This is a genomic window from Amycolatopsis sp. NPDC104819, assembly GCF_055583145.1.
This window is the reverse complement of the sequence record NZ_JBVJON010000003.1, coordinates 680,832-705,680: the sequence shown is the minus strand read 5'-3', so window position 1 is coordinate 705,680 and position 24,849 is coordinate 680,832. Positions and strand designations below refer to the sequence as shown.

The following is a 24,849-nucleotide window of genomic DNA, read 5'->3' as shown; positions in this document are numbered from 1 at the left end:
TCTTGTCTGTGTGTGCTTCCCCTTCTTTTTTGTGTTTTTCGTTTCCCCCCCCCCCCCCCCCCCCCCCCCCCCCCAAGCCGCGGCAGACTCAGAGGTTCAGCGCAAACGCGGTGACGACGGCCCACAGGAGCATGGCCAGGCCGGTGTCTCGCAACGCCGGTATCAGCTCGCGCCCGGATTTCCCGCCGTGGACGGCGCCGATCGCCGGAAGCAGCAGGCCGACGGTCAGCACGGCCAGTCCCGCCGGCCCGTACCCCGTGACCGCCAGGACCACGCTGAGCACGAACGGCACCGCCACGAGCGTCAGGTAGAGGTTCCGGGTGCCGCGGTCGCCGAGGCGCGTCGCCAGCGTGCGCTTGCCGGCCTCGACGTCGGTCGGGATGTCACGCAGGTTGTTGGCGGTCAGGACCGCCGTCGAGAAGCAGCCGACCGCGACCGCGCACAGCAGCGCGGCCCAGCTGACCCGGCCCGCCTGGACGTACACCGTGCCGAGCACGCCGGCCAGCCCGAAGAACACAAAAACGGCGATCTCGCCGAAGCCGTAGTAGCCGTAGGGCTTCTTGCCGCCGGTGTAGAACCACGCGCCGAGGATGCACAACGCGCCCATGGCGAGCAGCCACCAGTGCCCGCTGCTGATCACCAGCACGAGCCCCAGCACCCCGGCCAGCCCGAGCGAGACCAGCGCCGCCCGGAGCACGGCCTTCGGCGCGGCCACGCCGGAGCCGACCAGGCGCAGCGGGCCGACGCGGTTCTCGTCCGTGCCGCGGATGCCGTCGGAGTAGTCGTTGGCGTAGTTGACCCCGACGATCAGCGAGAGGGAGACCAGCAGCGCCAGCACCGAACGCCACCAGGAGAACGCGTCCAGCGCGATCGTCGCTCCGACCCCCGCCACGACCGGCGCCACCGCGTTCGGCAGCGTCCGCGGCCGCGCGCCCTCGACCCACTCGCTCATGCTCGCCATGGACGTCATTCAACGCCATGGTGATCACCCGCGAGCGGGACCCCGGGAAGTCAGTCGCCGGTCGGCAGCTGCCAGACGAGCGAGCCGCTGTTGGGGTCGACCGTGGGGCCTTCGGCGGCGAGCGCCGAACCCGCGGAGACGAGAACCCCCAGCGTGACGGCGGTGCTGATGAGAACAGTCTTGATCCAGCGCGTCATGGTGAGTAGCCAAGCGGGCGCACCCCGTGTGTGTCAACGAAGTGCCACCATTCAGCCGCGCGAACCCGACTCAAGTCGGGTCTTCACCGCCGCCCGGTCGATCTTGCCCGGTCCGCGAAGGGGCAGTTCAGCGCTGTATTCGACGCGTTTCGGCGTGGCCGCCGCGCCGAGCTCGGCCCGGACCGCGGCTCGCAGTTCGTCCGCTTCGCGAGGTTCACCGGACGGGACGACGAGCGCCATCACGGCCTCGCCCCACTCCGGGTCCGGCACCCCGACCACACACGCGTCCCGCACCCCCGGCTGCGCGCAGAGGCACCGCTCGACGGCGTTCGCGGACACCTTCACCCCGCCGGTGTTGATCATGTCGTCGGCCCGGCCGAGGACCTCCAGGCGGCCGTCTTCGTGGCGAACGCCACGGTCCGATGTCGTGAACCAGCCGTCGCCGAACGACTCCGCCGTCAGGTCCGGCCGGCGCCGGTAGCCGTGGGCGAGGACGTCGCCCGCGATCCGGATCCGGCCGCCGTCGAGGTCGATCCGGACGCCGTCCAGCGGGAAGCCGTCGTAGACGCAGCCGCTCGCCGTCTCGCTCATGCCGTACGCGGGCACGATCCGGACCCCGGCGTCGGCCGCGCGCTCGCGCAGGTCCGCCGACGTCGCCGCCGCGCCGACCACGATCGCGTCGAACGTCTTCGCCGCGGCCAGGCCCGCGCCGCCGTCGTCGAGCAGCCGGACGAGCTGGGTCGGCACCAGCGCGGTGTACCGCGGACCGCCGGTCAGCGTCGCCGCGGCGGCCGCGAAGGCGTCCGGCCGGAAGCCCTGCCCGGTGAGCAGCGCCGGTTCGGTGCCCGCCAGCAGCGAGCGGACCAGCACCTGCAGCCCGCCGATGTAGTGCGCCGGCGTCGCGAGCAGCCAGTGCCCGGGCCCGCCGAGCCGTGTGTGCGTCGCCTCGGCGGACGCGGTCAGCGCGTGGGCCGAGAGCAGCACCCCCTTGGGCGCGCCGGTCGAGCCCGAGGTGGCGATGACCACGGCGGTGCCCGGCTCGGCGGGCTCGCCCGGCGCCATCGCGTCCCGCAGCGCCGGGTCGGTGAACGGCAGGACCGCCGGGCCGCCGCCCAGCGCGTCCGCGAGGGCCTTCTTCAGTGCTTCGAGCGCCTCGGGCGAACCGTCGAGGTGGATCGGGCGCAGCTCAGTAGTAATAGGGGGTGTCCTTGAAATCGGGGTCACGCTTCTGGAGGAACGCGTCCCGGCCTTCGACGGCTTCGTCCTGCATGTAGGCCAACCGGGTGGTTTCCCCGGCGAAGAGCTGCTGGCCGACCAGGCCGTCGTCGGTGAGGTTGAACGCGTACTTGAGCATGCGCTGCGCCGTCGGCGACTTGCCGACGATCGTCCACGCCCAGTCCAGCGCCTCTTTCTCCAGGTCGGCGTGCGGGACGACGGCGTTGACCGCGCCCATCCGGTGCATGTCCGCGGCGGAGTACTCCCGGCCGAGGAAAAAGATCTCGCGGGCGAACTTCTGGCCGACCATCTTCGCGAGGTAGGCCGAGCCGTAGCCGCCGTCGAACGAGCCGACGTCGGCGTCGGTCTGCTTGAACTTCGCGTGCTCCTCGGAAGCCAGCGTGAGATCGCACACCACGTGCAGGGAGTGCCCGCCGCCCGCGGCCCAGCCCGGCACGACCGCGATCACCGGTTTCGGCAGGAACCGGATCAGCCGCTGGACCTCGAGGATGTGCAGCCGGCCGGCCCGCGCGGGGTCCACCGTGTCGGAGGTCTCGCCGCTCGCGTACTGATACCCGGAGCGTCCGCGAATACGCTGGTCACCACCGGAGCAGAACGCCCACCCGCCGTCCTTGGGCGAGGGGCCGTTGCCGGTGAGCAGGACGCACCCGACGTCCGAGCTCATCCGGGCGTGGTCCAGCGCCCGGTAGAGCTCGTCGACGGTGTGCGGCCGGAAGGCGTTGCGGACCTCCGGACGGTCGAACGCGACGCGCACCACGCGTTTGCCACCGCGGCTCTCAGCGGAACGGTGGTAGGTGATGTCGGTGAAGGCGAAACCTTCGACCTCGGTCCACGCGGCCGGATCGAACAGCTCGGAAACTCGGGCGTCATCCACGTTTGGGAGAATAGGACCTGTGGACACATCTGATCTCGACGGAGCCTGCCGGTGAACCCTTCCACCGCGCAGGCCAGGGTCATCGTCGACGAACTCGTCCGCAACACCGTTTCGCACGTCGTCCTCTGCCCGGGCTCCCGCAACGCGCCGCTGTCGATCGCGCTGTACGACGCGGCGGCCGCCGGGAAGCTCCGGCTCCACGTCCGCATCGACGAGCGGGGCGCCGCGTTCCTCGCGCTCGGCATCGCCGCGCGCACCGGCCGTCCGGTGGCCGTGCTCTGCACGTCCGGCACCGCGGCCGCGAACTTCCACCCCGCCGTGCTGGAGGCCGACCGCGCCGGCGTCCCGCTGATCGTGCTGACCGCCGACCGGCCGCCGGAGCTGCGCGCGGCCGGCGCGTCGCAGGTCATCGACCAGCACCAGCTCTACGGTGACGCCATCCGCTACTTCGACGAGCTGGCCGTCGCCGAGCGGCGGGCCGGGCAGAACTCGTACTGGCGCAGCCAGATCTGCCGGGCCTGGAACGCCGCGTACGGCGAGTGGCGCTGCGGGCCGGTGCACCTGAACATCCCGTTCCGCGAGCCGCTCGTGCCCGACCTGGACGACGACGGCGAGTGGTACGAATCCCTCGACGGCCGCGCCGACGGCTCTCGCTGGACCGAGCTGCCGGACTTCGGCGCGCTGCCGTCGTTCGTGGTGCCCTCGGCGCGCCACGGCCTGGTCATCGCGTGTGACACCGGCGTGCAGGCGGCCAGCGAGTGGGCCGAGCAGCACGGCTGGCCGGTGATCTCGGAGACCGGCGGCCTCGGGCTGTCCGGCGGCACGGCGATCTCGTCCGGCGCGTGGCTGCTGGGCGTCGAGGACTTCATCACCCGGCACAAGCCGGAACAGGTGCTCTGCCTCGGCCGGCCGACGGTCTTCCGGCAGATCCAGAAGGTGCTCTCGGACGCCTCGGTCGAGGTGCTGCTGGTGCGTCCCGACTCGGACTGGCCGGCGCCCGCGCACAACGTCCGGCAGGTCGGGCAGTGGTTCGACGAGCCGACGAAACCCGCCGACCCGGAGTGGCTGGCGAGCTGGCGCCGGGCCGACGCGGCGGCGTCCTCGGCGGTCGCCTCGGTGCTGGCCTCGGAGCCGTGGCCGTCCGGGCTGCGCCTGGCCTCGGAGCTGGTGGACGCGCTGCCCGCGGACTCGCTGCTGGTGGTGGGCTCGTCCAACCCCACCCGCGACGTCGCCCTGGCCGGCCGGCTGCGCCCCGACGTGCTCGTGCACCGCAACCGCGGTGTCGCGGGCATCGACGGCACGGTCTCGACGGCGATCGGCGCGGCCTACGTCCACCGCGGCCCGTCGTACGCGCTGCTGGGCGACCTGACGTTCCTGCACGACGCGTCCGGGCTGCTCACCGGGCCCGCCGAGCAGCGCCCGGACCTGACGATCGTGGTGTGCAACGACGACGGCGGCGGCATCTTTTCGCTGCTGGAGCAGGGCGCGCCCGAGCACTCGGCGAGCTTCGAGCGCGTCTTCGGGACCCCGCACGGCGCCGACCTGGGCGCGCTGTGCGCCGGCTACCGCGTCCCGCACGTGGTGGCCGAGACGCTGACGGAGTTCCAGGCGGCGCTACGGCCCGCGCCCGGGCTGCGGGTCGTCGAGGTGCGAGTGGACCGTTCGCGGCACCGCGACCTGCACGCACGGTTACGTTCCGCGGTCAGCACGGCCGTTTCGGCGGTCTAAAGCCGAGCTTTCACGTGAAAGCTCCGCCTGGGGTGCGTTGGTCAACCGCTTTCCGGGTGGGATCCCAGCAGGCAAGATCCTCCCTTCGGCTGTTCCTGGGTGCTTCCTGGCTGGCTACGTTCGAGCGCGCTGCTCCTCACCCGTTGGAGGGATTCGAATGCGTGCAAGAACTCGCACCGGCCTCGGTGTGCTCGCGGCCGGCGTCGCGTCGGTGCTGCTGGCCGGCACCGCCAGTGCGGCCCCGACGCCCGGTGCGCCCGGCGTCGGTGACTCGTACTACCCGAACGCCGGCAACGGCGGGACGGACGTGCTGCACTACGACATCCGCCTGACCTACCAGCCGGCGACCGACGTCCTCGCGGGCACGACGACGCTGCTGCTCACTGCGACCCAGGACCTCTCGCGCTTCGACCTGGACTTCGCGCTCAAGGCGTCGAGCGTGCTGGTGAACAACCGCCCCGCGCAGTTCACGAACCAGACCGGCAACGGCGAGCTCGTCGTCACGCCGGCGCAGCCGCTGCTCAAGGGCCAGACCGCGACGGTCGTCGTCGCCTACTCGGACACGCCGTCCACCGCGACGGTCGACGGGATCAACGGCTGGAAGAAGGGCTCCTTCGGCGCGCTCGGCGTCGACGAGCCGCAGAGCTCCGCGTGGTGGTTCCCGGCCAACGACCACCCGACCGACAAGGCGACCTACGACGTCTCCATCGAGGCGCCGGATGACAACGTTGCCGTCACCAACGGGACGCTCGTCCGGAAGACGAAGAGCCGCGCCGGCTGGACGCGCTGGCAGTGGCGCAGCACGAAGCAGCAGGCCACGTACCTGACGTCGTTCATCGTCGGCAAGTACGAGCTGAACCAGTCGACGACCCCGGACGGCAAGCCGTTCATCACGGCGTACGGCTCCGACCTCGGCGACTCGCTGTACGCGGCGAAGGCCAGCGTCGAGCGCACCCCGGAGATCGACGCGTTCCTGGCGACGAAGTTCGGGCCGTACCCGTTCGAGGCCGAGGGCGGCGTCGTGACCAGCGGCATCGGCTTCTCGCTGGAGAACCAGACCCGGCCGACGTACGGCGCGCGCAACTTCGCGGCCGGCTCCAACACGACGCTGATCGCGCACGAGAACGCCCACCAGTGGTTCGGCGACAACGTCTCGCTCGGCCGCTGGAGCGACATCTGGCTGAACGAGGGCTTCGCGTCCTACGCCGAGTGGCTGTGGTCGGAGCACGAGGGCGAGGGCACGGCCGCCGAGCTCGCGCAGTACACGTACGACTCCAACCCGGCCGACGGCGACCTGTGGAAGCTCGTCCCGGCCGACCCGGGCGCGGCCAACCAGTTCGACAACGCGGTGTACGACCGGGGCGCGCTGACGCTCCAGGCGCTGCGGACCGCCGTCGGCGACGAGGCGTTCTTTGCCATTTTGAAGGCGTGGCAGGTCCAGAAGGGCGGGTCGCACGGCCGGATCCAGGAGTTCATCGCGCTGGCGGAGAAGGTCTCGGGCAAGCCGCTGTACGACCTGTTCCAGACGTGGCTGTACACGGCGGGCAAGCCGTCCGTCGGCCCGAACGGCGCGGCCCCGGCGGCCTTCACCGCGCGGGCGGCTTCGGTGAAGCCGAAGTCGTACGACCAGATCCAGGAGAACCACCGGAACCTCGCCGCCGAACACGCGGGGTAGCCGCTACGCTCGCGGCGTGAGCACGAAAGGTGAGCGGGCGAGGCGCGTCGGCTGGTGGACCACCATCGGCGTCGCCTCGCTCCTCACCGTGATGTGCGTCTGCCTGCTCTTCGCGGCGATCCGCAACGACCGCGCGATCTCGGCCCAGCTCGGCCAGGCCACGGCGACGGTCGACTCGGTGGCGTTCGACCGCACGATCATCCACTTCGAGACGCCGGACGGGATCGTGCACAGTCCGGCGAACGGGGTGTTGTACCCGGATGGGCTGGCGGCGGGGCAGCTGGTCCGGATCGAGTACGACGCGACCGATCCGGAGTTGGCCCGGGTTGCTGGGCGGTCGGCGACGTTGACTTTGTTGCCGCTGGGGAGTTTTGTCGTTTTCACCTGGTTGGTGGCCGGGCCGGTTCTTTGGTGGATCCGGCGGCAGAACCGGCGGGCGCGGGCTGAGGTGGCGGCTGCGGGTTGAGCGGGCGGATTTCCTGCCTGATCTGACCTTGGCCTGAGCTGACTTGGCCTGAGCTGACCTCGGCCGGGCCTGACTTGGCTTCTTCCGCTCCTCGTCTTCAGGCGCCGGAGGCACTGAGCCAGGCTCCAACCCCAGCCGCGCCGACGCCACGACAAACGGTGCAAACCGAGGCTCCGGCCAAGCCCCCCGGACAGATCCCCGCCACACCCTGGGGGCCGTGCCCTGTCCCAGTCTATCGGCGCCGGGCCGCCCGAAAGGATGACGCGGCAAATCTGTGGACAACCGGACCCGATGTGGACAACTGCCGCTCTCAGCCTGCGTGGGCCGTCTCCTGCCACCAGCCCAGGACCTCGTCTGCCACTCCCGGTGCCGCCACCAGCAGTCCGTCCGTTGGCAGCGCCGTGTCCTCGCCGTGCTTGTCCAGGACCACCGCGCCCGCCTCGATGGCCATTGCCACCGAGCCCGCGACGTCCCATTCGTGGTAGCTGTGCAACACCGCCGCTGCCGCGTGGCCCAGGGCCACCTGGGCGATCGACAGGGCCGCTGAGCCCAGGACCCTCACTCCCGCGTGGGCCGCTGCCGCTCGCTCGATGAAGCCGCCCATGCCCGGCCAGGGGCCTCGGCGGGCGAACTCCGTGCAGACCAGCGCGCCCGCCGTCACGCAGCGGTCGGTCAGCTTGACCGGTTTGCCGTTCGCGCGGGCCCCTCGTCCGCGCGCTGCCGCGTAGATCTGGGCGCGGTACGGGTCCGCCACCACTCCCACCACCGGGCCGGCCGCGTCCACCAGCGCCAGGCTGTACGCGCACCAGGGCACTCCGGCGACGTAGTTGGCCGTGCCGTCCACCGAGTCGACCACCCACCGGTACTCCGCGACGTCCGCGCCGTGGTCGGCGCCGAACTCGTGGCCGACCAGCGGGATTCCCGGGAACTCCGCGGTCAGCACGCGCCGGGTGTGCCGTTCGAGGATGCGGTCGGTGTCGGTGACCCAGTCGAACGGCGAGTCCAGGGTGGCCGGGTGCGCACCCCGGCCGGCGGTCGCGGTGATCACGTCGGTCGCGTCGTTGGCCAGGCGCCCGGCCACTTCGAGGGCCCTCGACAGCAGGCCGGGCTCCACGGGCCGCGGCGGCCTGGAGGACAAGAGGGTCATGCCTGCTTAGTCTGGGCCCCGCTGGTTTCCGGGACACGACCTTGAGATGACATGTCGTAGCCGATCTGTTCCGGAACCGTTGGCCGCCGTGTCACGCGGTCGCCAGGATCGGGTGCGAAGGTCGGATCGTGCGAGTCGCGATAGTCACCGAAAGTTTCCTGCCCCAGGTGAACGGCGTGACCAACTCCGTCCTCCGGGTGGTCGAGCACCTGCGCGAGCGCCGGCACGACGTGCTGATCATCGCGCCCGGCCCCGGCCCCGACTCCTACCGCGGCGCCCCGGTGATCCGGATCCCCGCGCTCGACTTCCCCGGCGTCCACTCGCTGCCGATCGGCGTGCCGACGCGCACCGTGCTGAACGCGCTGGCCGCCTTCGGCCCGGACGTCGTGCACCTGGCCTCGCCGTTCGTGGTCGGCGCGCGCGGGCTCGCCGCGGCACGGCGGCTGCGGGTGCCGTCGATCGCCGTCTACCAGACCGACATCGCCGGGTTCGCCGCCGCGTACGGCTTCGGCATCGCCGCCCGCGCCGCGTGGCGCTGGGTGCGGCGGCTGCACTCGCGCGCCGACCGGACGCTGGCGCCCTCCAGCGACTCCGTCGAGCAGCTGCGGCTGCACGGCGTCCCGCGGGTGCACCGCTGGGCCCGCGGGGTCGACATCGACCGGTTCTCCCCGGACCACGCCGACGCCGCGCTGCGGGCCGAGCTCGCGCCGGACGGCGAGCTGCTCGTCGGGTTCGTCGGCCGGCTGGCGCCGGAGAAGGAGGTCGACCGGCTGGCCGCGCTGGCCGGCGTGCCCGGGATCCGCGTGGTCGTCGTCGGTGACGGGCCGGAGCTCGAATCCCTCAAGGAGCAGCTCCCGGACGCCGCGTTCCTCGGCGCGAAGTACGGCGACGAGCTTTCCGCGGCGTACGCGAGCTTCGACGTCTTCGTCCACACCGGCCCGCACGAGACGTTCTGCCAGGCAGTGCAAGAGGCGATGGCGTCCGGGCTGCCGGTGCTCGCGCCGGACGCGGGCGGCCCGAAGGACCTCGTCCTGCCCGGCCGCACCGGTTACCTGCTCCCCGCCGACCGCGAGCTGTTCGGACCGGCGCTGGTCGAGAAGATCGACGCGCTGAGCGATCCCGCGCTGCGGGCGAGGCTCGGCGAGAAGGCGCGCAAGGTTGTGCTCGGGCGCACCTGGCCCGCCGTCTGCCGTGAGCTGATGGGGCACTACGAAGCCGTGCAGGGCCGGGCCGCCCGCGCGGCCTGACATGCACATCGTCCAGCTCGCGAACTTCTACGGACCACGCTCGGGCGGCCTGAAGACGGCGCTGCACCACCTCGGCGCCGGGTACGTCGCGAGCGGGCACGAAGTGACGCTCGTGGTGCCCGGCACCCGCTACGCCGACGAGGTCCTGCCCACCGGTGTCCGCCGGTTTTCCCTGCCGGCGCCGAAGATCCCGGGCACCGGCGGCTACCGCGCCGTCGACCCGCACCGGGTCCGCGCGGTGCTGCGGAAGCTCGAACCCGACCGGCTGGAGGTTTCGGACCGGTTGACGCTGCGGGGGATGGGTGGCTGGGCGCGGCGCCACGGGGTGCCGAGCACGGTGATCTCGCACGAGCGGCTCGACCGCCTGCTGGAGCAGTTCCTGCTGCCCGAGCCGGTGGCGCGCCGCGTCGCCGACGTCGCGAACAAGCGGATGGCCGCGAGCTACGACACGGTCGTCTGCACCACGGCCTTCGCCCGCGCGGAGTTCGACCGGATCGAGGCGCCGAACGTCCACCGGGTGCCGCTCGGCGTCGACCTCGCGACGTTCCGGCCCGCCATGCGCGACGACGGCTGGCGCACCGACCTGAGCGGGGGAGCGGACGCCCTGCTCGTCCACTGTGGACGGCTTTCGCCGGAGAAGCACGTCGAGCGCAGCGTGGACACCGTCGCCGAGCTGACCGAGGCGGGCGCGCGGGTACGGCTGGTCGTCGCGGGTGACGGGCCGCGGCGGCGGGCGCTGGAACGCCGGGCGCGCGGCCTTCCGGTGACGTTCCTGGGGTTCCTGTCCGGCCGCGGCGACGTCGCGCGGCTGCTGGCCAGCGCGGACGTCTCGCTGGCGCCGGGCCCGCACGAGACGTTCGGGCTGGCGGCTTTGGAGGCGCTGGCGTCCGGGACGCCGGTGGTGGTGTCGGCGTCGTCGGCGCTGCGGGAGATCGTGCGGCCCGGCTGCGGCGCGGCGGTGGACGACCACGCGCCCGCGTTCGCCACCGCCGTGACGGACCTGCTGGAGAGCCCGGAAGACCTGCGCCGCGCGGCGGCCAGGGCGCGGGCCGAGGAGTTCACCTGGCCCGCCGCGGTGGCCGGGATGCTGGCCACCTTCCGCTGACGCTCAGGGCTTGCCGAGGCGGCTGTAACCGGGGTGGACGCCGGACGTGAGGCCCTGGTCGTCGGCGATCTTCGACAGCAGCTCGTGCAGGGTCGTGCGCTCGTCCTCGGTCAGGGACGCGGTGATCGCGCGTTCGTGCGACAGCGCCGACTGCGCGACACGGACCATCAGCTCGCGGCCCTCCGGGCTCAGCTCCAGCGCGTAGAGGCGCCGGTCCTCCGCGTTGCGGCGGCGGTGGATCAGGCCGCGCTTCTCCAAGCCGTCGACCAGCGGGACCAGCCGCGTCGCCGGCGTCCCGAGCTGCTTGGCCAGCGCCTGCTGGCTCTGGCCCGGCCGCATCGCGACCAGCCGCAGCAGGCCGACCTGCGCCGGGGTCAGCTCCAGCTCGGCGATGCGCTCGGTGAACCGCTGGGCCGCGTGCGCGCCGACCTGGGCCAGCTGGAACGCGGTGCCGAACCGGGGACCGTCCATGGCTGGAACGATAGTCGTTGACAATCGATTACACCAGTGTAATCGTTTAAGGCATGAAACGAATCGCTGTCATCGCTTACGGCCTGTTCACCGTCGCCGGGGGAGTGCTCGGCGCCACCGGCACCCGCCCGGACTCCTCCGCCGCCGACGTCGCGGCCTACACCACGACCCACCAGGGACTCGTCCAGCTGCTCGCGCTGGTCGTCTTCGGCGCCGGGCTCTCGCTCGCGACCTGGACCGCGGCGGCCAGACCGCCGCAGCTCGGCCTCGCCGGGGGACTGCTCGCGTCGGGTTCGCTGCTGCTGAGCGGCCTCGCGACCTGGACGGCCGCGCAGACCCCGGACGTCGCCCGCGCCTTCACCTCGCTGGCTTTCGCCGCGGGCGCGTTCGGGTTCGCGGTGCCGCTCGCGCTGCTCATCGCGGCGGTCGCCCAGTCCACGCCGCGCTGGCTGGCGATCACCGGGTACGTCGTCGCGGCGCTGGCCGGGCTCTCGGCGTTCAGCATGCTGACCGACGTGCTCTACCCGCTGATCCCGGTCGGCCGCTTCGGCGGGCTCATCTGGCTGGTGCTCGTCACCTTCCGCAAGAGCGACGACTAGATTCAAGCCATGTCACGCGCAAGCCTGGACAAGGACCCGCACGAAGTCGCCGCCATGTTCGACGGCGTCGCGGACGGGTACGACCGGGCGAACTCGTTCATGACCTTCGGCTTCGACCGGCGCTGGCGCACCACCACCGCCCGCGTCCTCGACGCCCGCCGCGGCGAGAAGGTCCTGGACCTCGCCGCCGGCACCGGGGTGTCCACCGTCGAGTACGCCCGCGGTGGCGCCTGGTGCCTGGCCGCGGACTTCTCGTTCGGCATGCTGCGCGCCGGGCTGCACCGCAAGGTCCCGATGGTCGCGGCGGACGCGCTGAACCTGCCGTTCGCCGACGAGAGCTTCGACGCCGTGACGATCTCGCTGGCGCTGCGCAACTTCGTCGACCCGAAGGCCGCGCTCACCGAGATCGCGCGGGTCGTCAAGCCCGGCGGCCGGCTGGTCATCTGCGAGGTCTCGACGCCGCCGTTCGCGCCGATCCGGTTCATCCACCGGCGGTTCATGCTGAAGCTGCTCACCTGGGTCGGCAAGCGGACGTCGTCCAACCCCGAGGCCTACTCCTACCTGGCCGAATCGATGCTGGCCTGGCCGGACCAGCGCACGCTCGGCGAGATCATCGCGAGCGCGGGCTGGGTCGACGTCGAGTGGTTGAACCTCACATTCGGCGTCGTGGCGATCCATCGCGCGCGCAAGCCTGCCTAAACTCGCGCGTATGAGTCGTCGCACCGCAGACCAAGACGCCGAAGTCATCGTCGTCGGCGCCGGGCCCGCCGGATCCACCGTGGCCACCTACCTGGCCCGCTCGGGCGTCGACGTCCTGCTGCTGGAGAAGACCGAGTTCCCGCGCGAGAAGGTCTGCGGCGACGGCCTGACCCCGCGCGGCGTCAAGCAGCTGATCGACCTGGGCATCGACACGAGCGAGGACGCGGGCTGGGTGCACAGCCGCGGCCTGCGGATCCTCACCGGCGACCTGACGCTGGAGCTCGACTGGCCGGACCTGACGAGCTACCCGCCGTACGGCGTTTCCCGCACGCGTCACGACTTCGACGACCTGCTGGCGAAGCTCGCGGTGAAGGCGGGCGCGCGGCTGTACGAGCGCACGACCGTCACGAGCGCGATCACCGACGCCACCGGGCGCGTGGTCGGCGTCGAGGCGAAGGTCGGCCCGGAGCGCACGCCGGTGAAGTACCGCGCGCCGCTGGTCCTGGCCTGCGACGGGGTGTCCGCGCGGCTCGCGCTGAGCGTCGGGATCCAGAAGAACGAGAAGCGCCCGATGGGCGTCGCGGTGCGCCAGTACTACAAGAGCCCGCGCCACGACGACCCGTTCATCGAGGGCCACCTCGAGCTGTGGGACCGCTCCGACCCGCGCGACCCGAAGCTGCTGCCGGGCTACGGCTGGGCGTTCCCGCTCGGCGACGGCACGGTGAACGTCGGCCTCGGCATGCTCTCGACGTCGGCGTCGTTCCGGAACACCGACTACCGCGCGCTGCTGCGCCAGTGGCTCGACGGGACGCCGGAGGAGTGGGGCTACCGCGAGGAGAACGCGATCGGCAAGGTCGGCGGCGCCGGCCTCCCGATGGGCTTCAACCGCACCCCGCACTACCGCGACGGCCTCCTGCTGCTCGGCGACGCGGGCGGCATGGTCAGCCCGTTCAACGGCGAGGGCATCTCGGCGGCGATGGAGTCCGCGCAGATCGCGGCGGAGGTCGTGGTGCAGGCCCTGGCGCGGCGGGAAGGGCCTTCGCGGGAGCGCGCGCTGGAGGCGTACCCGCGCGCGGTCCGCGAGCTGATGGGTGGCTACTACCAGCTGGGGAACGTCTTCGCGAAGATCATCGGGAAGCCGAAGATCATGCACGCGTGCACCAAGTACGGGCTGCGGATCAACAAGATCCTCCCGCTGGTCTACAAGGGCCTGTCCGGCTGCTACGACGCGAAGGGCGGCGACGGCGTCGACCGCCTCATCTCGGCTCTCGCCAAGGCGGCCCCCAGCCCCCGCTGACTCACCGCTCCACTGCCCGAGCTTTCACGTGAAAGCTCGGGCTTTCGCGCGCGCGGACACACGAGTGGACTAGCAAGTTGGCCGTGCGGTCAGTGGGATAGCTCACACGCGCGCGCCCGGATTGTCCGGCCGTGAAGCGATCTTGAAGAGCCTTCGCGCAGGTCGCGCGGGCGGCGTCACCGCGTCGTGACAACGTTGGCGGTGGAACTTAGGGCACCCTTATAACACGGGGGGCTAGGGACAAGAATGTGAGTCGCGTCCTACACTCCCCCCATGCTTTGTGAATCCCTTCACATCCACGACGAGTGGCTTGTGAACTATTTCACAAGCTGGCCCGAAGACAGCCACGGGCCGTAAGGAGACCCTGACCCTCGGCGGTGTGACCCAGGTCCCTTAGGGTGCCGACGAGGCCCGCGGTTCCACCACAAGCAAAACCGCAGCGGCGCGGAAAGGATGGCGAAGACCCCGTGCTGACGTTGCTGACCCGGACCGACACGGTGCAGCTGGCGCAAGAGGCCCCGAGCCTGAAGCCCTACCTGCCCCTGGTCCTGTTGTTCGTGCTGGCCCTCGGCTTCGCCGTGTTGTCGGTGCTGCTGGGCCCGCTCGTCGGCCCCAGCCGCTACAACAAGGCCAAGCTCGCCGCCTACGAGTGCGGCATCGAGCCGTCGCCGCAGCCGCTCGTCGGCGGTGGCCGGATGCCGGTGGCGTACTACATCACCGCGATGCTGTTCATCCTGTTCGACATCGAGATGGTCTTCCTCTACCCGTTCGCCGTGCAGGCGGACGCGCTGGGCACGTTCGGCCTGGTGGAGATCCTGCTGTTCATCGCGACGGTCGGCTTCGCGTACGCCTACGTGTGGCGGCGCGGCGGCCTGGATTGGAACTAGACCCATGGGCCTCGAAGAGAAACTCCCCAACGGCATCCTGCTGGCCAGTCTCGAAGGTCTCGTCAACTGGTCGCGGAAGAACTCGATGTGGCCGGCCACCTTCGGGCTCGCCTGCTGCGCGATCGAGATGATGACGGTCGGCGGCTCCCGCTACGACATCGCCCGCTTCGGCATGGAGCGCTTCAGCGCGACGCCGCGGCAGGCCGACCTGATGATCGTCGCCGGCCGGGTCACCCAGAAGATGGCTCCGGTCCTGCGTCAGATCTACGACCAGATGGCCGAGCCCAAGTGGGTCCTCGCCATGGGCGTCTGCGCGTCCTCCGGCGGCATGTTCAACAACTACGCGGTCGTCCAGGGGGTCGACCACGTCGTGCCGGTGGACATGTACCTGCCCGGCTGCCCGCCGCGGCCGGAGATGCTGCTGGACGCGATCCTCAAGCTGCACGCCAAGATCCAGGACGAGCCGATCAACGCCCGCCGCGCCGCGATCCGCGCCGCCAGCGGGGCCCGGACCGAGCTCGTCGCGTCGTCGATCAAGTACGCGAAGAAGTAGAGCGATGACTGAGAACCCCCAACCCGGCGAAGAGCAGTCGAGCGCCGAACGTCCCGAAGGCGGCCTCGAGCCGCGCGGAACCCGGCCCGCCGAATCCGTCGTCACCGGCCGCGAACGCCAGGGCATGTTCGGCGTCCACGGCACCGGTGACACCTCCGGCTACGGCGGCGTCCGGCTCCCGGCCTACAGCCCCGCGCCGGCCGAGCGCCCGTACGGCGGCTGGTTCGACCAGTTCGCCGACGAGTTCTACGCGGCCCTGAAGGACAACAAGGTCCCGGCCGAGGCGATCCTGCAGACGACGGTCGACCGCGGCGAGATCACCTTCTACGTCGCCCGCGAGCACCTCGTCGCGATCGCGAAGGTCCTGCGCGACGACGGCGGCCTCCGCTTCGAGCTGCTGTCCTCGGTGTCCGGCGTGGACTACGGCGTCGACGTCCCCCAGCGGCTGCACTCGGTGTACCACTTCACGTCCCTGACCTACCGCCGCCGCATCCGGCTCGAGGTCACCCTCGACGTCGACGACGCGCACGTGCCGTCGCTGGTCGGGATCTACCCGACCGCCGACTGGCAGGAGCGGGAGACCTGGGACATGTTCGGCATCGTCTACGACGGTCACCCCGCGCTCACCCGCATCCTCATGCCGGACGACTGGGACGGCCACCCCCAGCGCAAGGACTACCCGCTCGGCGGGATCCCGGTCGAATACAAGGGCGCGGAGATCCCGCCGCCGGACCAGCGGAGGTCGTACTCGTGACGATTAACGACGAGACCACGGAAGTTCCCGAAGCGGATTCCCGCGACACCACCGAGGGCCGCGTCTACTCGGTCTCCGGCGGCGACTGGGACGACGTCATCGCCGACGCGGCGCACGACGAGCGCATGGTCATCAACATGGGCCCGCAGCACCCGTCGACGCACGGCGTGCTCCGGCTCGTGCTGGAGATGGAGGGCGAGACCGTCACGCAGCTGCGGTCGGTCATCGGCTACCTCCACACCGGCATCGAGAAGAACTGCGAGTACCGGACCTGGACCCAGGGCGTCACCTTCGTGACGCGCATGGACTACCTGGCCCCGCTTTCGACGGAGATGGCGTACTGCCTCGGCGTCGAGAAGCTGCTGCAGATCGAGGCCCCGCGCCGCGCGCAGCTGCTGCGCGTGATGCTGCTGGAGATCAACCGCATCGGCTCGCACCTGGTCTACATCGCCACCGGCGGCATGGAGCTCGGCGCCACCACGGCGATGACGCTGGGCTTCCGCGAGCGCGAGGTCGTGCTGCACCTGCTCGAGCACCTCACCGGCCTGCGCATGAACCACGCGTTCATCCGCCCCGGCGGCCTCGCGCAGGACATGCCCGAGGACTACCGCGAGAAGGTCACCGAATTCGTCAAGACGATGAAGGAACGCCTTCCGCTGTACGACAAGCTCTTCACCGGGCAGCCGATCTGGCGCAACCGGCTCAAGGGTGTCGGGTACCTGCCGGTCGACGCGTGCCTCGCGCTCGGCGTCACCGGCCCGGTGCTGCGCAGCGCCGGCCTCCCGTGGGACCTGCGCAAGACCGAGCCGTACTCCTGCTACGACGAGTTCGACTTCGACGTGCCGGTGGACAACGGCGCCGACTGCTGGTCGCGCTACCTGATCCGGGTGCACGAGATGCACGAGAGCCTCAAGATCATCGAGCAGTGCCTGGAGAAGCTCGAGCCGGGCCCGGTCATGGTCGAGGACAAGAAGGTCGCCTGGCCCGCGCAGCTGTCGATCGGCAGTGACGGCATGGGCAACTCGCTCGAGCACGTCAAGAAGATCATGGGCCAGTCGATGGAGTCCCTGATCCACCACTTCAAGCTGGTCACCGAGGGCTTCAAGGTGCCGGCCGGGCAGGTCTACACCTCGGTCGAGTCGCCGCGTGGCGAGCTGAGCGCGCACCTGGTCTCCGACGGCGGCACGCGGCCGCTGCGGGTCCACGTGCGCGAACCGAGCTTCGTGAACCTGCAGTCGATGCCCGCCATGGCCGAAGGCGGCCTGGTCGCGGACGTGATCGCCGCGATCGCCTCGATCGACCCCGTCATGGGGGGAGTGGACCGATGAGCACAGCAGTTCCCGAACCGGGGCCCGACAATGCAGCCGCAACGCACGCCGCCGCCGGTGGCGACGTCGACGTGATCGCCATCGCGCCCGACCCCGCGGTCGCCGCCGGGATCATCGAAGACACGCCGCTCGAAGACATCTTCGACGAAGGCGTGGTCGCCCGGGCGCAGGACCTGATCGCGCGCTACCCGATGTCGCGCTCGGCGCTGCTGCCGCTGCTGCACCTCGTGCAGTCGGTGCAGGGGTACGTCAGCCAGGAGGGCATCGCGTTCTGCGCGAAGCAGCTCGACCTGTCCGACGCCGAGGTCAGCGCGGTCGCGACGTTCTACACGATGTACAAGCGCAAGCCGTGCGGCGAGCACCTCGTGAGCGTCTGCACCAACACGCTGTGCGCGGCCATGGGCGGCGACGCGATCTACCAGAAGCTCCAGACGCACCTCGGGTCCGAGGAGGAGCCGCTGGGGCACAACGAGACCGCGGGCACGCCGAACGAGCCGGGCTCGATCACCCTCGAGCACGCCGAGTGCCTCGCGGCCTGCGACCTCGCGCCGGTCATCCAGGTCAACTACGAGTACTTCGACAACCAGACCGAGGACAAGGCCGTCGCGCTGGTCGACGCGCTGCAGGCGGGCAAGCGCCCGGCCCCGACGCGCGGCGCCCCGCTGACGAACTTCAAGGGCGCCGAGCTGCAGCTCGCCGGGTTCTTCCCGGAGGACGAGCGCCAGTACCGCACGGACATCGACGGCCCGTCGCAGGCCGTCGAGACGCTGCGCGGCGCGCAGATCGCGCAGGAGCGCGGCTGGGTAGCCCCGGTCGCCCAGGACGTCCCGCTCCCCGAAGTGGAGAAGAAGTAATGGCCGATCCCATTACCCCGGTCCTCACGAAGCGCTGGCTGTCCCCGAACTCCTGGCAGATCGGGACGTACGAAGCGCTGGAGGGCTACACGGCCGTCCGCAAGGCACTGGCCGGCACGCCGGAGCAGCTCGTCCAGCTGGTCAAGGACTCCGGCCTGCGCGGCCGCGGCGGTGCGGGCTTCCCGGCCGGCATCAAGTGGTCGTTCATGCCGCCGAACTTCGACAAGCCGCACTACCTGGTGATCAACGCCGACGAGGGCGAGCCGGGCACGTGCAAGGACATCCCGCTGATGATGGCGGACCCGCACTCGCTCATCGAGGGCTGCATCATCGCCTCGTACGCGATGCGCTCGAACCACTGCTTCATCTACGTCCGCGGCGAGGCGCTGCACTGCATCCGCCGCCTCAACGCGGCCGTGCGCGAAGCCGAAGCCGCGGGCTATCTGGGCGAGAACATCCTCGGCTCGGGCTTCGACCTCAAGATCACCGTGCACGCCGGCGCCGGCGCGTACATCTGCGGTGAGGAGACGGCGCTGCTCGACTCGCTGGAAGGCCGTCGTGGCCAGCCGCGGCTCAAGCCGCCGTTCCCCGCGGCCGCCGGTCTCTACGCCGCGCCGACCACGGTCAACAACGTCGAGACCATCGCGAGCGCGCCGTTCATCGTCAACGGCGGGTCGAGCTGGTTCCGTGAGATGGGCCGCGAGAAGTCGCCCGGCCCGAAGATCTACTCGATCTCCGGCCACGTCGAGAAGCCCGGCCAGTACGAGTGCCCGCTCGGCACCACGCTGCGCGAGCTGCTCGAGCTGGCGGGCGGCATGAAGGACGGCGTCCCGCTCAAGTTCTGGACCCCGGGCGGCTCGTCCACTCCGATGTTCACCGCCGAGCACCTCGACGTTCCCCTGGACTTCGAAGGCGCGGCGGAAGCCGGGTCGATGCTGGGCACGACCGCCGTGCAGGTCTTCAACGAGACCGTGTCGGTGCCGTGGGCCGTGATGAAGTGGACGCAGTTCTACGAGCACGAGTCCTGCGGCAAGTGCACGCCGTGCCGCGAAGGCACGTACTGGCTGGCGCAGATCCTCGAGCGGATGGTCGAGGGCCACGGGACCGAAGAGGACATCGACACCCTCCTCGACGTCTGCGACAACATCCTCGGCCGGTCGTTCTGCGCCCTCGGTGACGGCGCGGTGTCGCCGATCCAGAGCGGCATCAAGTACTTCCGCGACGAATTCCTGGCTCTGTGTGAGTCGACCAAGCGCGAACTGGTGGGAGCGCAGGCATCATGACGATCGCCCCCGACAAGCCCGAGACGGCGTCGACGCCGGTCCCCGAGGGCCACGTGAAGCTGGTCATCGACGGCGAAGAGGTCATCGCCCCCAAGGGGGAGCTGCTGATCCGCACGGCCGAACGCCTCGGCACGGTCATCCCGCGGTTCTGCGACCACCCGCTCCTCGACCCGGCGGGCGCCTGCCGCCAGTGCCTGGTCGAGGTCGAGATGGGCGGCCGGCCGATGCCGAAGCCGCAGGCGTCCTGCACGATGACCGTCGCCGACGGCATGGTCGTCAAGACGCAGCTGACGTCCGCGGTCGCGGACAAGGCCCAGCAGGGTGTGATGGAGCTGCTGCTCATCAACCACCCGCTGGACTGCCCGATCTGCGACAAGGGCGGCGAGTGCCCGCTGCAGAACCAGGCGCTGGCCCACGGCCGCACGGAGTCCCGGTTCGTGGACACCAAGCGGACGTTCCCGAAGCCGCTGCCGATCTCTTCGCAGGTACTGCTGGACCGGGAACGCTGCGTGCTCTGCCAGCGCTGCACCCGGTTCTCCCGCGAGATCGCCGGCGACCCGTTCATCGAGCTCCTCGAGCGCGGCGCCCACCAGCAGATCGGCACCGCGGAGACGGCGGACGTCCTGGACCTGGCGTCGCGGACGACGTCCGGCCAGCCGTTCCAGAGCTACTTCTCCGGCAACGTCATCCAGATCTGCCCGGTCGGCGCTTTGACGAGCGCCGCCTACCGGTTCCGCTCCCGCCCGTTCGACCTGGTGTCCGCGCCGAGCGTCTGCGAGCACTGTTCGTCCGGCTGCGCCGAGCGCACCGACTTCCGGCGCGGCAAGGTCCAGCGCAAGCTGGCCGGCGACGACCCCGAGGTCAACGAAGAGTGGATCTGCGACAAGGGCCGCTTCGCCTTCCGCTACACCGGCGCCGAGGACCGCATCCGGCGTCCGCTGGTCCGCAACACCGAGACCGGTGAGCTGGAAGAGGCCTCCTGGACCGACGCGCTGCGGGCCGCGGCCGCCGGTCTGACCGCTGCCCGTGCGAACGGCGGCGTCGGGGTCCTGCCCGGCGGCCGGCTGACGGTCGAAGACGCCTACGCGTACGCGAAGTTCGCGCGCGTCGCCCTGCAGACCAACGACGTCGACTTCCGCGCCCGGCCGCACTCGGCCGAGGAGCTCGCGTTCCTCACCTCGCACGTCGTGGGTGTGACGCCGGAGAACGGCGTCACCTTCGCCGAGATCGAGCGGGCCCGCACGGTCCTGTGCGTGGCGTTCGAGCCCGAGGACGAGGCGCCGATCGTGTTCCTGCGGCTGCGCAAGGCCGCGCGCAAGAACCGCACCCGCGTTGTCCACTTGGGACAGTGGACGACGTCGTCGGTGCGCAAGACGTTCGGCGAGCTGCTCGCCTGCGTCCCCGGCCAGGAGGCCGCGGCGATCGAGGGCATCACCAAGCACGCGCCGGACCTCGACGAGGCGCTCAGCGGCGAGCACGCCGTCGTCCTCGTCGGCGAGCGCGCCGCCCAGGTGCCCGGCCTGTTCTCCGCGCTGCACGACCTGGTGGAGCGCACCGGCGTCCGGCTCGCATGGATCCCGCGCCGCGCCGGTGACCGGGGTGCGCTGGAGGTCGGCTGCGTGCCGACGCTCCTGCCGGGCGGCCGCCGCGTCGGTGACGACGCCGCGCGTGTCGCCGTCGAAAACGCTTGGGGCGTCCCGCTTCCGTCCGCTCCCGGCCGCGACGCGACCGAGATCCTGAAGGCCGCTTCGGGCCGTGACCTCGGCGGCCTGGTCGTCGGCGGGGTCGACCCGTTCGACCTGCCGGACCCGGACCTCGCGCTGCGCGCGCTGGACAACGCCGGTTTTGTCGTCAGCCTCGAGCTGCGGCACAGCGCGGTGACCGAGCGCGCGGACGTCGTGCTCCCGGTGGCGGCGTCGGACGAGAAGGCCGGCAGCTTCCTCAACTGGGAAGGCCGCACCCGCCCGTTCGACATCACCATCGAGGGTGTCGGCACCCTGCCGGACTGCCGGGTGCTCGACACCCTGGCCGTCGAGATGGACGTCGACCTGTTCACGCAGACGCCGGCCGCCGCGCGCGGTGACTACGAGAAGCTCGGCCCGGCTTCCGCGCTGCGCTGGGGTCACGTCGAGGCCGAGACCGGGGGAGCCACGGTTGCCCCGGGTGCCGGCCAGGCCGTGCTCTCGACCTGGCGCCAGCTGATCGACAACGGGTCCCTGCAGGACGGCGAGCCGCACCTCAAGGGCACCCAGCGGCCGCCGGTCGCGCGGCTGTCCGCGGCGACCGCCGAAGGCCTGGGCGCGACCGTGAAGGTGAGCACCGAACGCGGGACGATCACGCTGCCGGTCGAGGTCGCGGACCTGCCCGACGGCGTGGTGTGGCTGCCCGGCAACTCCGACGGCTCCGCCGTGTTCAAGACGCTCGGCGCCGGTCACGGTGCCGTGGTGAACCTCGCTGGGGGTGAACAGTGACACCGTTGCTGACCGAGGTCGCCGTCGGGAGTGTGCCCGACGCGGCGACGCGTGCGGCGCTGCTCGCGGACGACCCGTTCTGGCTGATCCTGCTGAAGTCCGTCGTGATCCTGCTGATCGGGCCGATCTTCACGATCTTCCTGATCGTCTGGGAGCGCAAGGCGGTCGGCCGGATGCAGAACCGGCCCGGCCCCAACCGGGTCGGCCCCGGCGGCTACCTGCAGTCCCTCGCGGACGCGATCAAGCTGCCCTTCAAGGAACAGATCATCCCGGACACCGCCGACCGCAAGGTGTACTTCCTCGCGCCGGTGCTCTCCGCGGTGCCCGCGCTGATCGCGCTGTCGGCCATCCCGTTCGGGCCGGTCGTCTCGATCTTCGGTGAGCGGACCGTGCTCCAGCTGCTCGACCTGCCGGTCAGCGCGCTGGTGATCCTGGCCTGCTCCTCGATCGGCGTCTACGGCATCGTGCTCGCCGGCTGGGCGTCCGGCTCGCCGTACCCGCTGCTCGGTGGTCTCCGCAGCGCCGCGCAGGTGATCTCCTACGAGATCGCGATGGGCCTGTCGATCGTCGCGGTGATCCTGCAGGCCGGGTCGCTGGACCTGGCCGACATCGTCGGCGCGCAGCACAAGGTGTGGTTCCTCTACCTGGTCCCGAGCTTCGTGATCTACCTGATCTCGATGGTCGGCGAGACCAACCGCGCCCCGTTCGACCTCCCCGAGGCCGAGTCGGAGCTGGTCGGCGGCTTCCACACCGAGTACAGCTCGATGAAGTTCGCGATGTTCTTCCTCGCCGAGTACGTCAACATGGTGATCGTCTCGGCGTTCGCGACGACGCTGTTCCTCGGCGGCTGGATGGCCCCGTGGCCGCTGTCGCTGATCGGGAACAACGTGCTCAACACCGGCTGGTGGCCGGTGCTGTGGTTCTTCGCGAAGATGTTCATCCTGCTGTTCGGGTTCATCTGGCTGCGCGGCACGCTGCCCCGCCTGCGCTACGACCAGTTCATGCGCCTCGGCTGGAAGGTCCTGGTCCCGCTGAACCTGGTGTGGATCGTGATGGTGACCTTCGCCAAGGTGATCACCTGGAACACCGCGTCGATCATCATCGCCGCGGTCGCCATCTTCATCGTGCTGGCCCTGTTCTTCTACGTCCGCGCGTCGGGCCGTGAAGAGGAGAGCGAGAGCGTCCCGGTGACCGGCGGCGGTTTCCCGGTCCCGCCGCTGGACCTCAAGGTCCCGCAGACCACCCCGCGTCAGAAGGCCTTGGCCAAGGCCGAGGCGAAGGCGGCCCGCCGCAAGCCGGCGGCCGTCGGTACCGCACAGGAAGGAGCGCAAGATGGGGTTTCTTGATCCTGTCAAGGGCTTCGGCGTCACCTTCGGGATGATGTTCAAGAAGGTCGCCACCGAGGAGTACCCGGAAGCCGGCGCCCCCGCCGCCCCGCGGTACCACGGCCGGCACCAGCTGAACCGCCACCCGGACGGCCTCGAGAAGTGCGTCGGCTGCGAGCTGTGCGCGTGGGCGTGCCCGGCGGACGCGATCTTCGTCGAGGGCGGTGACAACACCGAGGAGGCCCGGTTCTCGCCGGGCGAGCGGTACGGCGCGGACTACCAGATCAACTACCTGCGCTGCATCGGTTGCGGCCTCTGCATCGAGGCGTGCCCGACGCGGTCGCTGACGATGATCAACTTCTACGAGCTGGCCGACGACGACCGGCAGCGGCTGATCTACACGAAGGAAGACCTCCTCGCGCCGCTCCTGCCCGGCATGGAGCAGCCGCCGCACCCGATGCGGCTCGGCGAGAACGAGCAGGACTACTACGTGAACGGCCCGGAGCTGGCGCGCGGGGAGGCGAAGAAGTGATCTCCGCACTCCTGGCCCAGGCCCCGACCGGCGCCGCCGCGGGCGTGTCGGTCGGCGAGGCCGTCGCGTTCTGGATCCTCGGCCCGGTCTCGCTGCTGGGCGCGCTCGGCATGATCTTCTCCCGCAACGCCGTGCACTCGGCGCTGTGGCTGGTGCTCACCATGCTGAGCCTGGGCGCGCTGTACATGATCCAGTCGGCGCCGTTCCTCGGCTTCACGCAGATCATCGTCTACACCGGCGCGATCATGATGCTGTTCCTGTTCGTGCTGATGCTGGTCGGCCGGGAGAGCTCCGACTCGGTCGTCGAAGTCCTGCGTGGCCAGCGGCTCGCCGCGACCGTGCTGGGCATCGGCCTGGCCGCGCTGCTGGCCACCGGCATCTACCGGGCGCTGGACACCGTCACCCCGGCCGTCCCGCTCGACTCGGCCACCCCGGCCGGCGGCGGGCCGAAGGGCCTCGGCCGGCTGATCTTCACCGACTACCTCTTCCCGTTCGAGCTGACGTCGGCGCTGCTCATCACCGCCGCGGTCGGCGCGATGGTGCTGGCCTTCACCGACCGGCACGCCAAGGGCGGGAAGCTCACGCAGAAGGAGCTGGTCGTCCTCCGCTTCCGCGGGGAGCACGACCGGCCGTCGCCGCTGCCCGGCCCGGGTGTCTTCGCCACCGCCAACTCGGTGGCCACCCCGGCGCTGCTGCCGGACGGCACGGTCGCGCCGGAGTCGCTGTCGGCGATCATCGAGTCCACCTCGGCGATCGAGCTGGCGAAGGAACGCAAGCTGGTGGCGGACGACACGCCGCACCCGGACGCGCACGCGCTGGTCGCCGCCGAAGGTGCTCCGGAAGGGGAGAAGGAATGACCCCGACGTACTACCTGCTGCTGTCGGCGCTGCTGTTCTCGATCGGCGCCGTCGGCGTGCTGGTGCGGCGCAACGCGATCGTCGTGTTCATGTGCATCGAGCTGATGCTGAACGCGGTGAACCTCTCGCTCGTGACGTTCGCCCGGATCAACGGCAGCCTCGACGGCCAGATCATGGCGTTCTTCGTGATGGTCGTCGCGGCCGCCGAGGTCGTGGTCGGCCTGGCGATCATCATGGCCATCTTCCGCACCCGGCGCTCGGCCTCGGTCGACGACACCAACCTGCTGAAGTACTAGGAGACCC

Annotated in this window: 25 protein-coding genes; 19 read left to right on the top strand and 6 right to left on the bottom strand. The window is 70.8% G+C overall.

What is annotated here, in order from left to right; genetic code table 11:
• Positions 1 to 88: 88 nt before the first annotated feature.
• From ACZ63E_RS12615 to ACZ63E_RS12600, 4 genes are read right to left on the bottom strand one after another with little or no spacing between them, the layout of a single operon-like run.
• Entirely contained in the window at positions 89 to 961 is an 873-nt protein-coding gene (locus ACZ63E_RS12615; protein ID WP_465336065.1) for a 1,4-dihydroxy-2-naphthoate polyprenyltransferase, read from the bottom strand.
• A 50-nt stretch (positions 962 to 1,011) separates the two neighbouring features.
• Positions 1,012 to 1,158 (bottom strand): hypothetical protein, encoded by a 147-nt coding sequence (locus ACZ63E_RS12610; RefSeq protein ID WP_465336064.1) that lies wholly within the window; start codon positions 1,156 to 1,158, stop codon positions 1,012 to 1,014.
• Between the two features lie 51 nt (positions 1,159 to 1,209).
• On the bottom strand, positions 1,210 to 2,343 hold the full coding sequence (menE, locus tag ACZ63E_RS12605; RefSeq protein WP_465336111.1) for an o-succinylbenzoate--CoA ligase: 1,134 nt from the start codon (positions 2,341 to 2,343) through the stop codon (positions 1,210 to 1,212).
• A 1-nt stretch (position 2,344) separates the two neighbouring features.
• Positions 2,345 to 3,268 (bottom strand): 1,4-dihydroxy-2-naphthoyl-CoA synthase, encoded by a 924-nt coding sequence (locus ACZ63E_RS12600; RefSeq protein WP_465336063.1) that lies wholly within the window; start codon positions 3,266 to 3,268, stop codon positions 2,345 to 2,347.
• 51 nt (positions 3,269 to 3,319) lie between these two features.
• Between ACZ63E_RS12600 and menD the strand changes: the two genes are divergently transcribed.
• From menD to ACZ63E_RS12585, 3 genes are all read left to right on the top strand, one after another.
• Positions 3,320 to 4,996 carry a 2-succinyl-5-enolpyruvyl-6-hydroxy-3-cyclohexene-1-carboxylic-acid synthase gene (gene menD / locus ACZ63E_RS12595; RefSeq protein ID WP_465336062.1) on the top strand — a complete coding sequence of 559 codons (1,677 nt, stop codon included), beginning with the start codon at positions 3,320 to 3,322 and terminating at the stop codon, positions 4,994 to 4,996.
• Positions 4,997 to 5,153: 157 nt separating this feature from the next.
• Positions 5,154 to 6,671, top strand: coding sequence for a M1 family metallopeptidase (locus ACZ63E_RS12590; RefSeq protein ID WP_465336061.1), 1,518 nt, complete (start codon positions 5,154 to 5,156; stop codon positions 6,669 to 6,671).
• Between the two features lie 16 nt (positions 6,672 to 6,687).
• Entirely contained in the window at positions 6,688 to 7,137 is a 450-nt protein-coding gene (locus ACZ63E_RS12585; protein WP_465336060.1) for a DUF3592 domain-containing protein, read from the top strand.
• Between the two features lie 310 nt (positions 7,138 to 7,447).
• On the opposite strand, the gene ACZ63E_RS12580 is transcribed toward ACZ63E_RS12585, so the two are convergent.
• Positions 7,448 to 8,284, bottom strand: a complete 837-nt coding sequence (locus ACZ63E_RS12580; protein ID WP_465336059.1) for an inositol monophosphatase family protein — start codon at positions 8,282 to 8,284, stop codon at positions 7,448 to 7,450.
• A gap of 176 nt (positions 8,285 to 8,460) precedes the next feature.
• Here ACZ63E_RS12580 and ACZ63E_RS12575 point away from each other — a divergent pair, with 176 nt between their 5' ends.
• Entirely contained in the window at positions 8,461 to 9,531 is a 1,071-nt protein-coding gene (locus ACZ63E_RS12575; RefSeq protein WP_465336058.1) for a glycosyltransferase family 4 protein, read from the top strand.
• A gap of 1 nt (position 9,532) precedes the next feature.
• Complete coding sequence (locus ACZ63E_RS12570) at positions 9,533 to 10,636, top strand: glycosyltransferase family 4 protein (protein WP_465308433.1); 1,104 nt, start codon at positions 9,533 to 9,535, stop codon at positions 10,634 to 10,636.
• Positions 10,637 to 10,639: 3 nt separating this feature from the next.
• Here the strand turns inward: ACZ63E_RS12570 and ACZ63E_RS12565 are convergent, their stop codons facing one another.
• A complete protein-coding gene (locus ACZ63E_RS12565) occupies positions 10,640 to 11,107 on the bottom strand; it encodes a MarR family winged helix-turn-helix transcriptional regulator (protein WP_465336057.1) in 468 nt (155 codons plus the stop codon).
• A gap of 53 nt (positions 11,108 to 11,160) precedes the next feature.
• Here ACZ63E_RS12565 and ACZ63E_RS12560 point away from each other — a divergent pair, with 53 nt between their 5' ends.
• The 14 genes from ACZ63E_RS12560 to nuoK all read left to right on the top strand — a co-directional run bounded on the left by ACZ63E_RS12560 (position 11,161) and on the right by nuoK (position 24,842).
• Positions 11,161 to 11,706 (top strand): DUF4386 domain-containing protein, encoded by a 546-nt coding sequence (locus tag ACZ63E_RS12560; protein ID WP_465336056.1) that lies wholly within the window; start codon positions 11,161 to 11,163, stop codon positions 11,704 to 11,706.
• A gap of 9 nt (positions 11,707 to 11,715) precedes the next feature.
• Complete coding sequence (locus tag ACZ63E_RS12555; RefSeq protein WP_465336055.1) at positions 11,716 to 12,405, top strand: demethylmenaquinone methyltransferase; 690 nt, start codon at positions 11,716 to 11,718, stop codon at positions 12,403 to 12,405.
• A 10-nt stretch (positions 12,406 to 12,415) separates the two neighbouring features.
• Positions 12,416 to 13,702 (top strand): geranylgeranyl reductase family protein, encoded by a 1,287-nt coding sequence (locus ACZ63E_RS12550; RefSeq protein WP_465308441.1) that lies wholly within the window; start codon positions 12,416 to 12,418, stop codon positions 13,700 to 13,702.
• Between the two features lie 467 nt (positions 13,703 to 14,169).
• The gene (locus ACZ63E_RS12545; RefSeq protein ID WP_465308443.1) at positions 14,170 to 14,589 is read left to right on the top strand and encodes an NADH-quinone oxidoreductase subunit A; all 420 of its coding nucleotides are present in this window, start codon (positions 14,170 to 14,172) and stop codon (positions 14,587 to 14,589) included.
• Positions 14,590 to 14,593: 4 nt separating this feature from the next.
• Entirely contained in the window at positions 14,594 to 15,142 is a 549-nt protein-coding gene (locus ACZ63E_RS12540; protein ID WP_155548771.1) for a NuoB/complex I 20 kDa subunit family protein, read from the top strand.
• Positions 15,143 to 15,146: 4 nt separating this feature from the next.
• A complete protein-coding gene (locus ACZ63E_RS12535) occupies positions 15,147 to 15,896 on the top strand; it encodes an NADH-quinone oxidoreductase subunit C (protein WP_465336054.1) in 750 nt (249 codons plus the stop codon).
• Entirely contained in the window at positions 15,893 to 17,224 is a 1,332-nt protein-coding gene (locus tag ACZ63E_RS12530) for an NADH-quinone oxidoreductase subunit D (RefSeq protein ID WP_465336053.1), read from the top strand. Before ACZ63E_RS12535 ends, ACZ63E_RS12530 begins: the two co-directional genes overlap by 4 nt.
• A complete protein-coding gene (gene nuoE, locus ACZ63E_RS12525) occupies positions 17,221 to 18,078 on the top strand; it encodes an NADH-quinone oxidoreductase subunit NuoE (RefSeq protein WP_465336052.1) in 858 nt (285 codons plus the stop codon). Before ACZ63E_RS12530 ends, nuoE begins: the two co-directional genes overlap by 4 nt.
• Positions 18,078 to 19,361 carry an NADH-quinone oxidoreductase subunit NuoF gene (nuoF, locus tag ACZ63E_RS12520; protein ID WP_465336051.1) on the top strand — a complete coding sequence of 428 codons (1,284 nt, stop codon included), beginning with the start codon at positions 18,078 to 18,080 and terminating at the stop codon, positions 19,359 to 19,361. Before nuoE ends, nuoF begins: the two co-directional genes overlap by 1 nt.
• Positions 19,358 to 21,832 (top strand): NADH-quinone oxidoreductase subunit G, encoded by a 2,475-nt coding sequence (locus tag ACZ63E_RS12515; protein ID WP_465336050.1) that lies wholly within the window; start codon positions 19,358 to 19,360, stop codon positions 21,830 to 21,832. The genes nuoF and ACZ63E_RS12515 overlap by 4 nt, the downstream gene beginning before the upstream one ends.
• Complete coding sequence (gene nuoH, locus ACZ63E_RS12510; RefSeq protein ID WP_465336049.1) at positions 21,829 to 23,178, top strand: NADH-quinone oxidoreductase subunit NuoH; 1,350 nt, start codon at positions 21,829 to 21,831, stop codon at positions 23,176 to 23,178. The genes ACZ63E_RS12515 and nuoH overlap by 4 nt, the downstream gene beginning before the upstream one ends.
• The gene (nuoI, locus tag ACZ63E_RS12505) at positions 23,165 to 23,689 is read left to right on the top strand and encodes an NADH-quinone oxidoreductase subunit NuoI (RefSeq protein ID WP_465308457.1); all 525 of its coding nucleotides are present in this window, start codon (positions 23,165 to 23,167) and stop codon (positions 23,687 to 23,689) included. The genes nuoH and nuoI overlap by 14 nt, the downstream gene beginning before the upstream one ends.
• Positions 23,686 to 24,546 (top strand): NADH-quinone oxidoreductase subunit J, encoded by an 861-nt coding sequence (locus ACZ63E_RS12500; protein WP_465336048.1) that lies wholly within the window; start codon positions 23,686 to 23,688, stop codon positions 24,544 to 24,546. Before nuoI ends, ACZ63E_RS12500 begins: the two co-directional genes overlap by 4 nt.
• Entirely contained in the window at positions 24,543 to 24,842 is a 300-nt protein-coding gene (gene nuoK, locus ACZ63E_RS12495) for an NADH-quinone oxidoreductase subunit NuoK (protein WP_247060354.1), read from the top strand. Before ACZ63E_RS12500 ends, nuoK begins: the two co-directional genes overlap by 4 nt.
• The last annotated feature ends 7 nt before the right edge of the window (positions 24,843 to 24,849 follow it).

Excerpts from the sequence above, each read along its gene's own strand:
- ACZ63E_RS12565 (WP_465336057.1), bottom strand. The coding sequence starts at position 11,107 with ATGGACGGTCCCCGGTTCGGCACCGCGTTCCAGCTGGCCCAGGTCGGC.
- ACZ63E_RS12590 (WP_465336061.1), top strand. The coding sequence starts at position 5,154 with ATGCGTGCAAGAACTCGCACCGGCCTCGGTGTGCTCGCGGCCGGCGTC.
- nuoE (WP_465336052.1), top strand. The coding sequence starts at position 17,221 with ATGAGCACAGCAGTTCCCGAACCGGGGCCCGACAATGCAGCCGCAACG.
- ACZ63E_RS12580 (WP_465336059.1), bottom strand. The coding sequence starts at position 8,284 with ATGACCCTCTTGTCCTCCAGGCCGCCGCGGCCCGTGGAGCCCGGCCTG.
- ACZ63E_RS12550 (WP_465308441.1), top strand. The coding sequence starts at position 12,416 with ATGAGTCGTCGCACCGCAGACCAAGACGCCGAAGTCATCGTCGTCGGC.
- ACZ63E_RS12560 (WP_465336056.1), top strand. The coding sequence starts at position 11,161 with ATGAAACGAATCGCTGTCATCGCTTACGGCCTGTTCACCGTCGCCGGG.
- nuoK (WP_247060354.1), top strand. The coding sequence starts at position 24,543 with ATGACCCCGACGTACTACCTGCTGCTGTCGGCGCTGCTGTTCTCGATC.
- ACZ63E_RS12535 (WP_465336054.1), top strand. The coding sequence starts at position 15,147 with ATGACTGAGAACCCCCAACCCGGCGAAGAGCAGTCGAGCGCCGAACGT.
- ACZ63E_RS12610 (WP_465336064.1), bottom strand. The coding sequence starts at position 1,158 with ATGACGCGCTGGATCAAGACTGTTCTCATCAGCACCGCCGTCACGCTG.
- ACZ63E_RS12615 (WP_465336065.1), bottom strand. The coding sequence starts at position 961 with ATGGCGAGCATGAGCGAGTGGGTCGAGGGCGCGCGGCCGCGGACGCTG.
- nuoI (WP_465308457.1), top strand. The coding sequence starts at position 23,165 with ATGGGGTTTCTTGATCCTGTCAAGGGCTTCGGCGTCACCTTCGGGATG.
- ACZ63E_RS12555 (WP_465336055.1), top strand. The coding sequence starts at position 11,716 with ATGTCACGCGCAAGCCTGGACAAGGACCCGCACGAAGTCGCCGCCATG.
- ACZ63E_RS12540 (WP_155548771.1), top strand. The coding sequence starts at position 14,594 with ATGGGCCTCGAAGAGAAACTCCCCAACGGCATCCTGCTGGCCAGTCTC.
- ACZ63E_RS12570 (WP_465308433.1), top strand. The coding sequence starts at position 9,533 with ATGCACATCGTCCAGCTCGCGAACTTCTACGGACCACGCTCGGGCGGC.
- ACZ63E_RS12515 (WP_465336050.1), top strand. The coding sequence starts at position 19,358 with ATGACGATCGCCCCCGACAAGCCCGAGACGGCGTCGACGCCGGTCCCC.
- nuoF (WP_465336051.1), top strand. The coding sequence starts at position 18,078 with ATGGCCGATCCCATTACCCCGGTCCTCACGAAGCGCTGGCTGTCCCCG.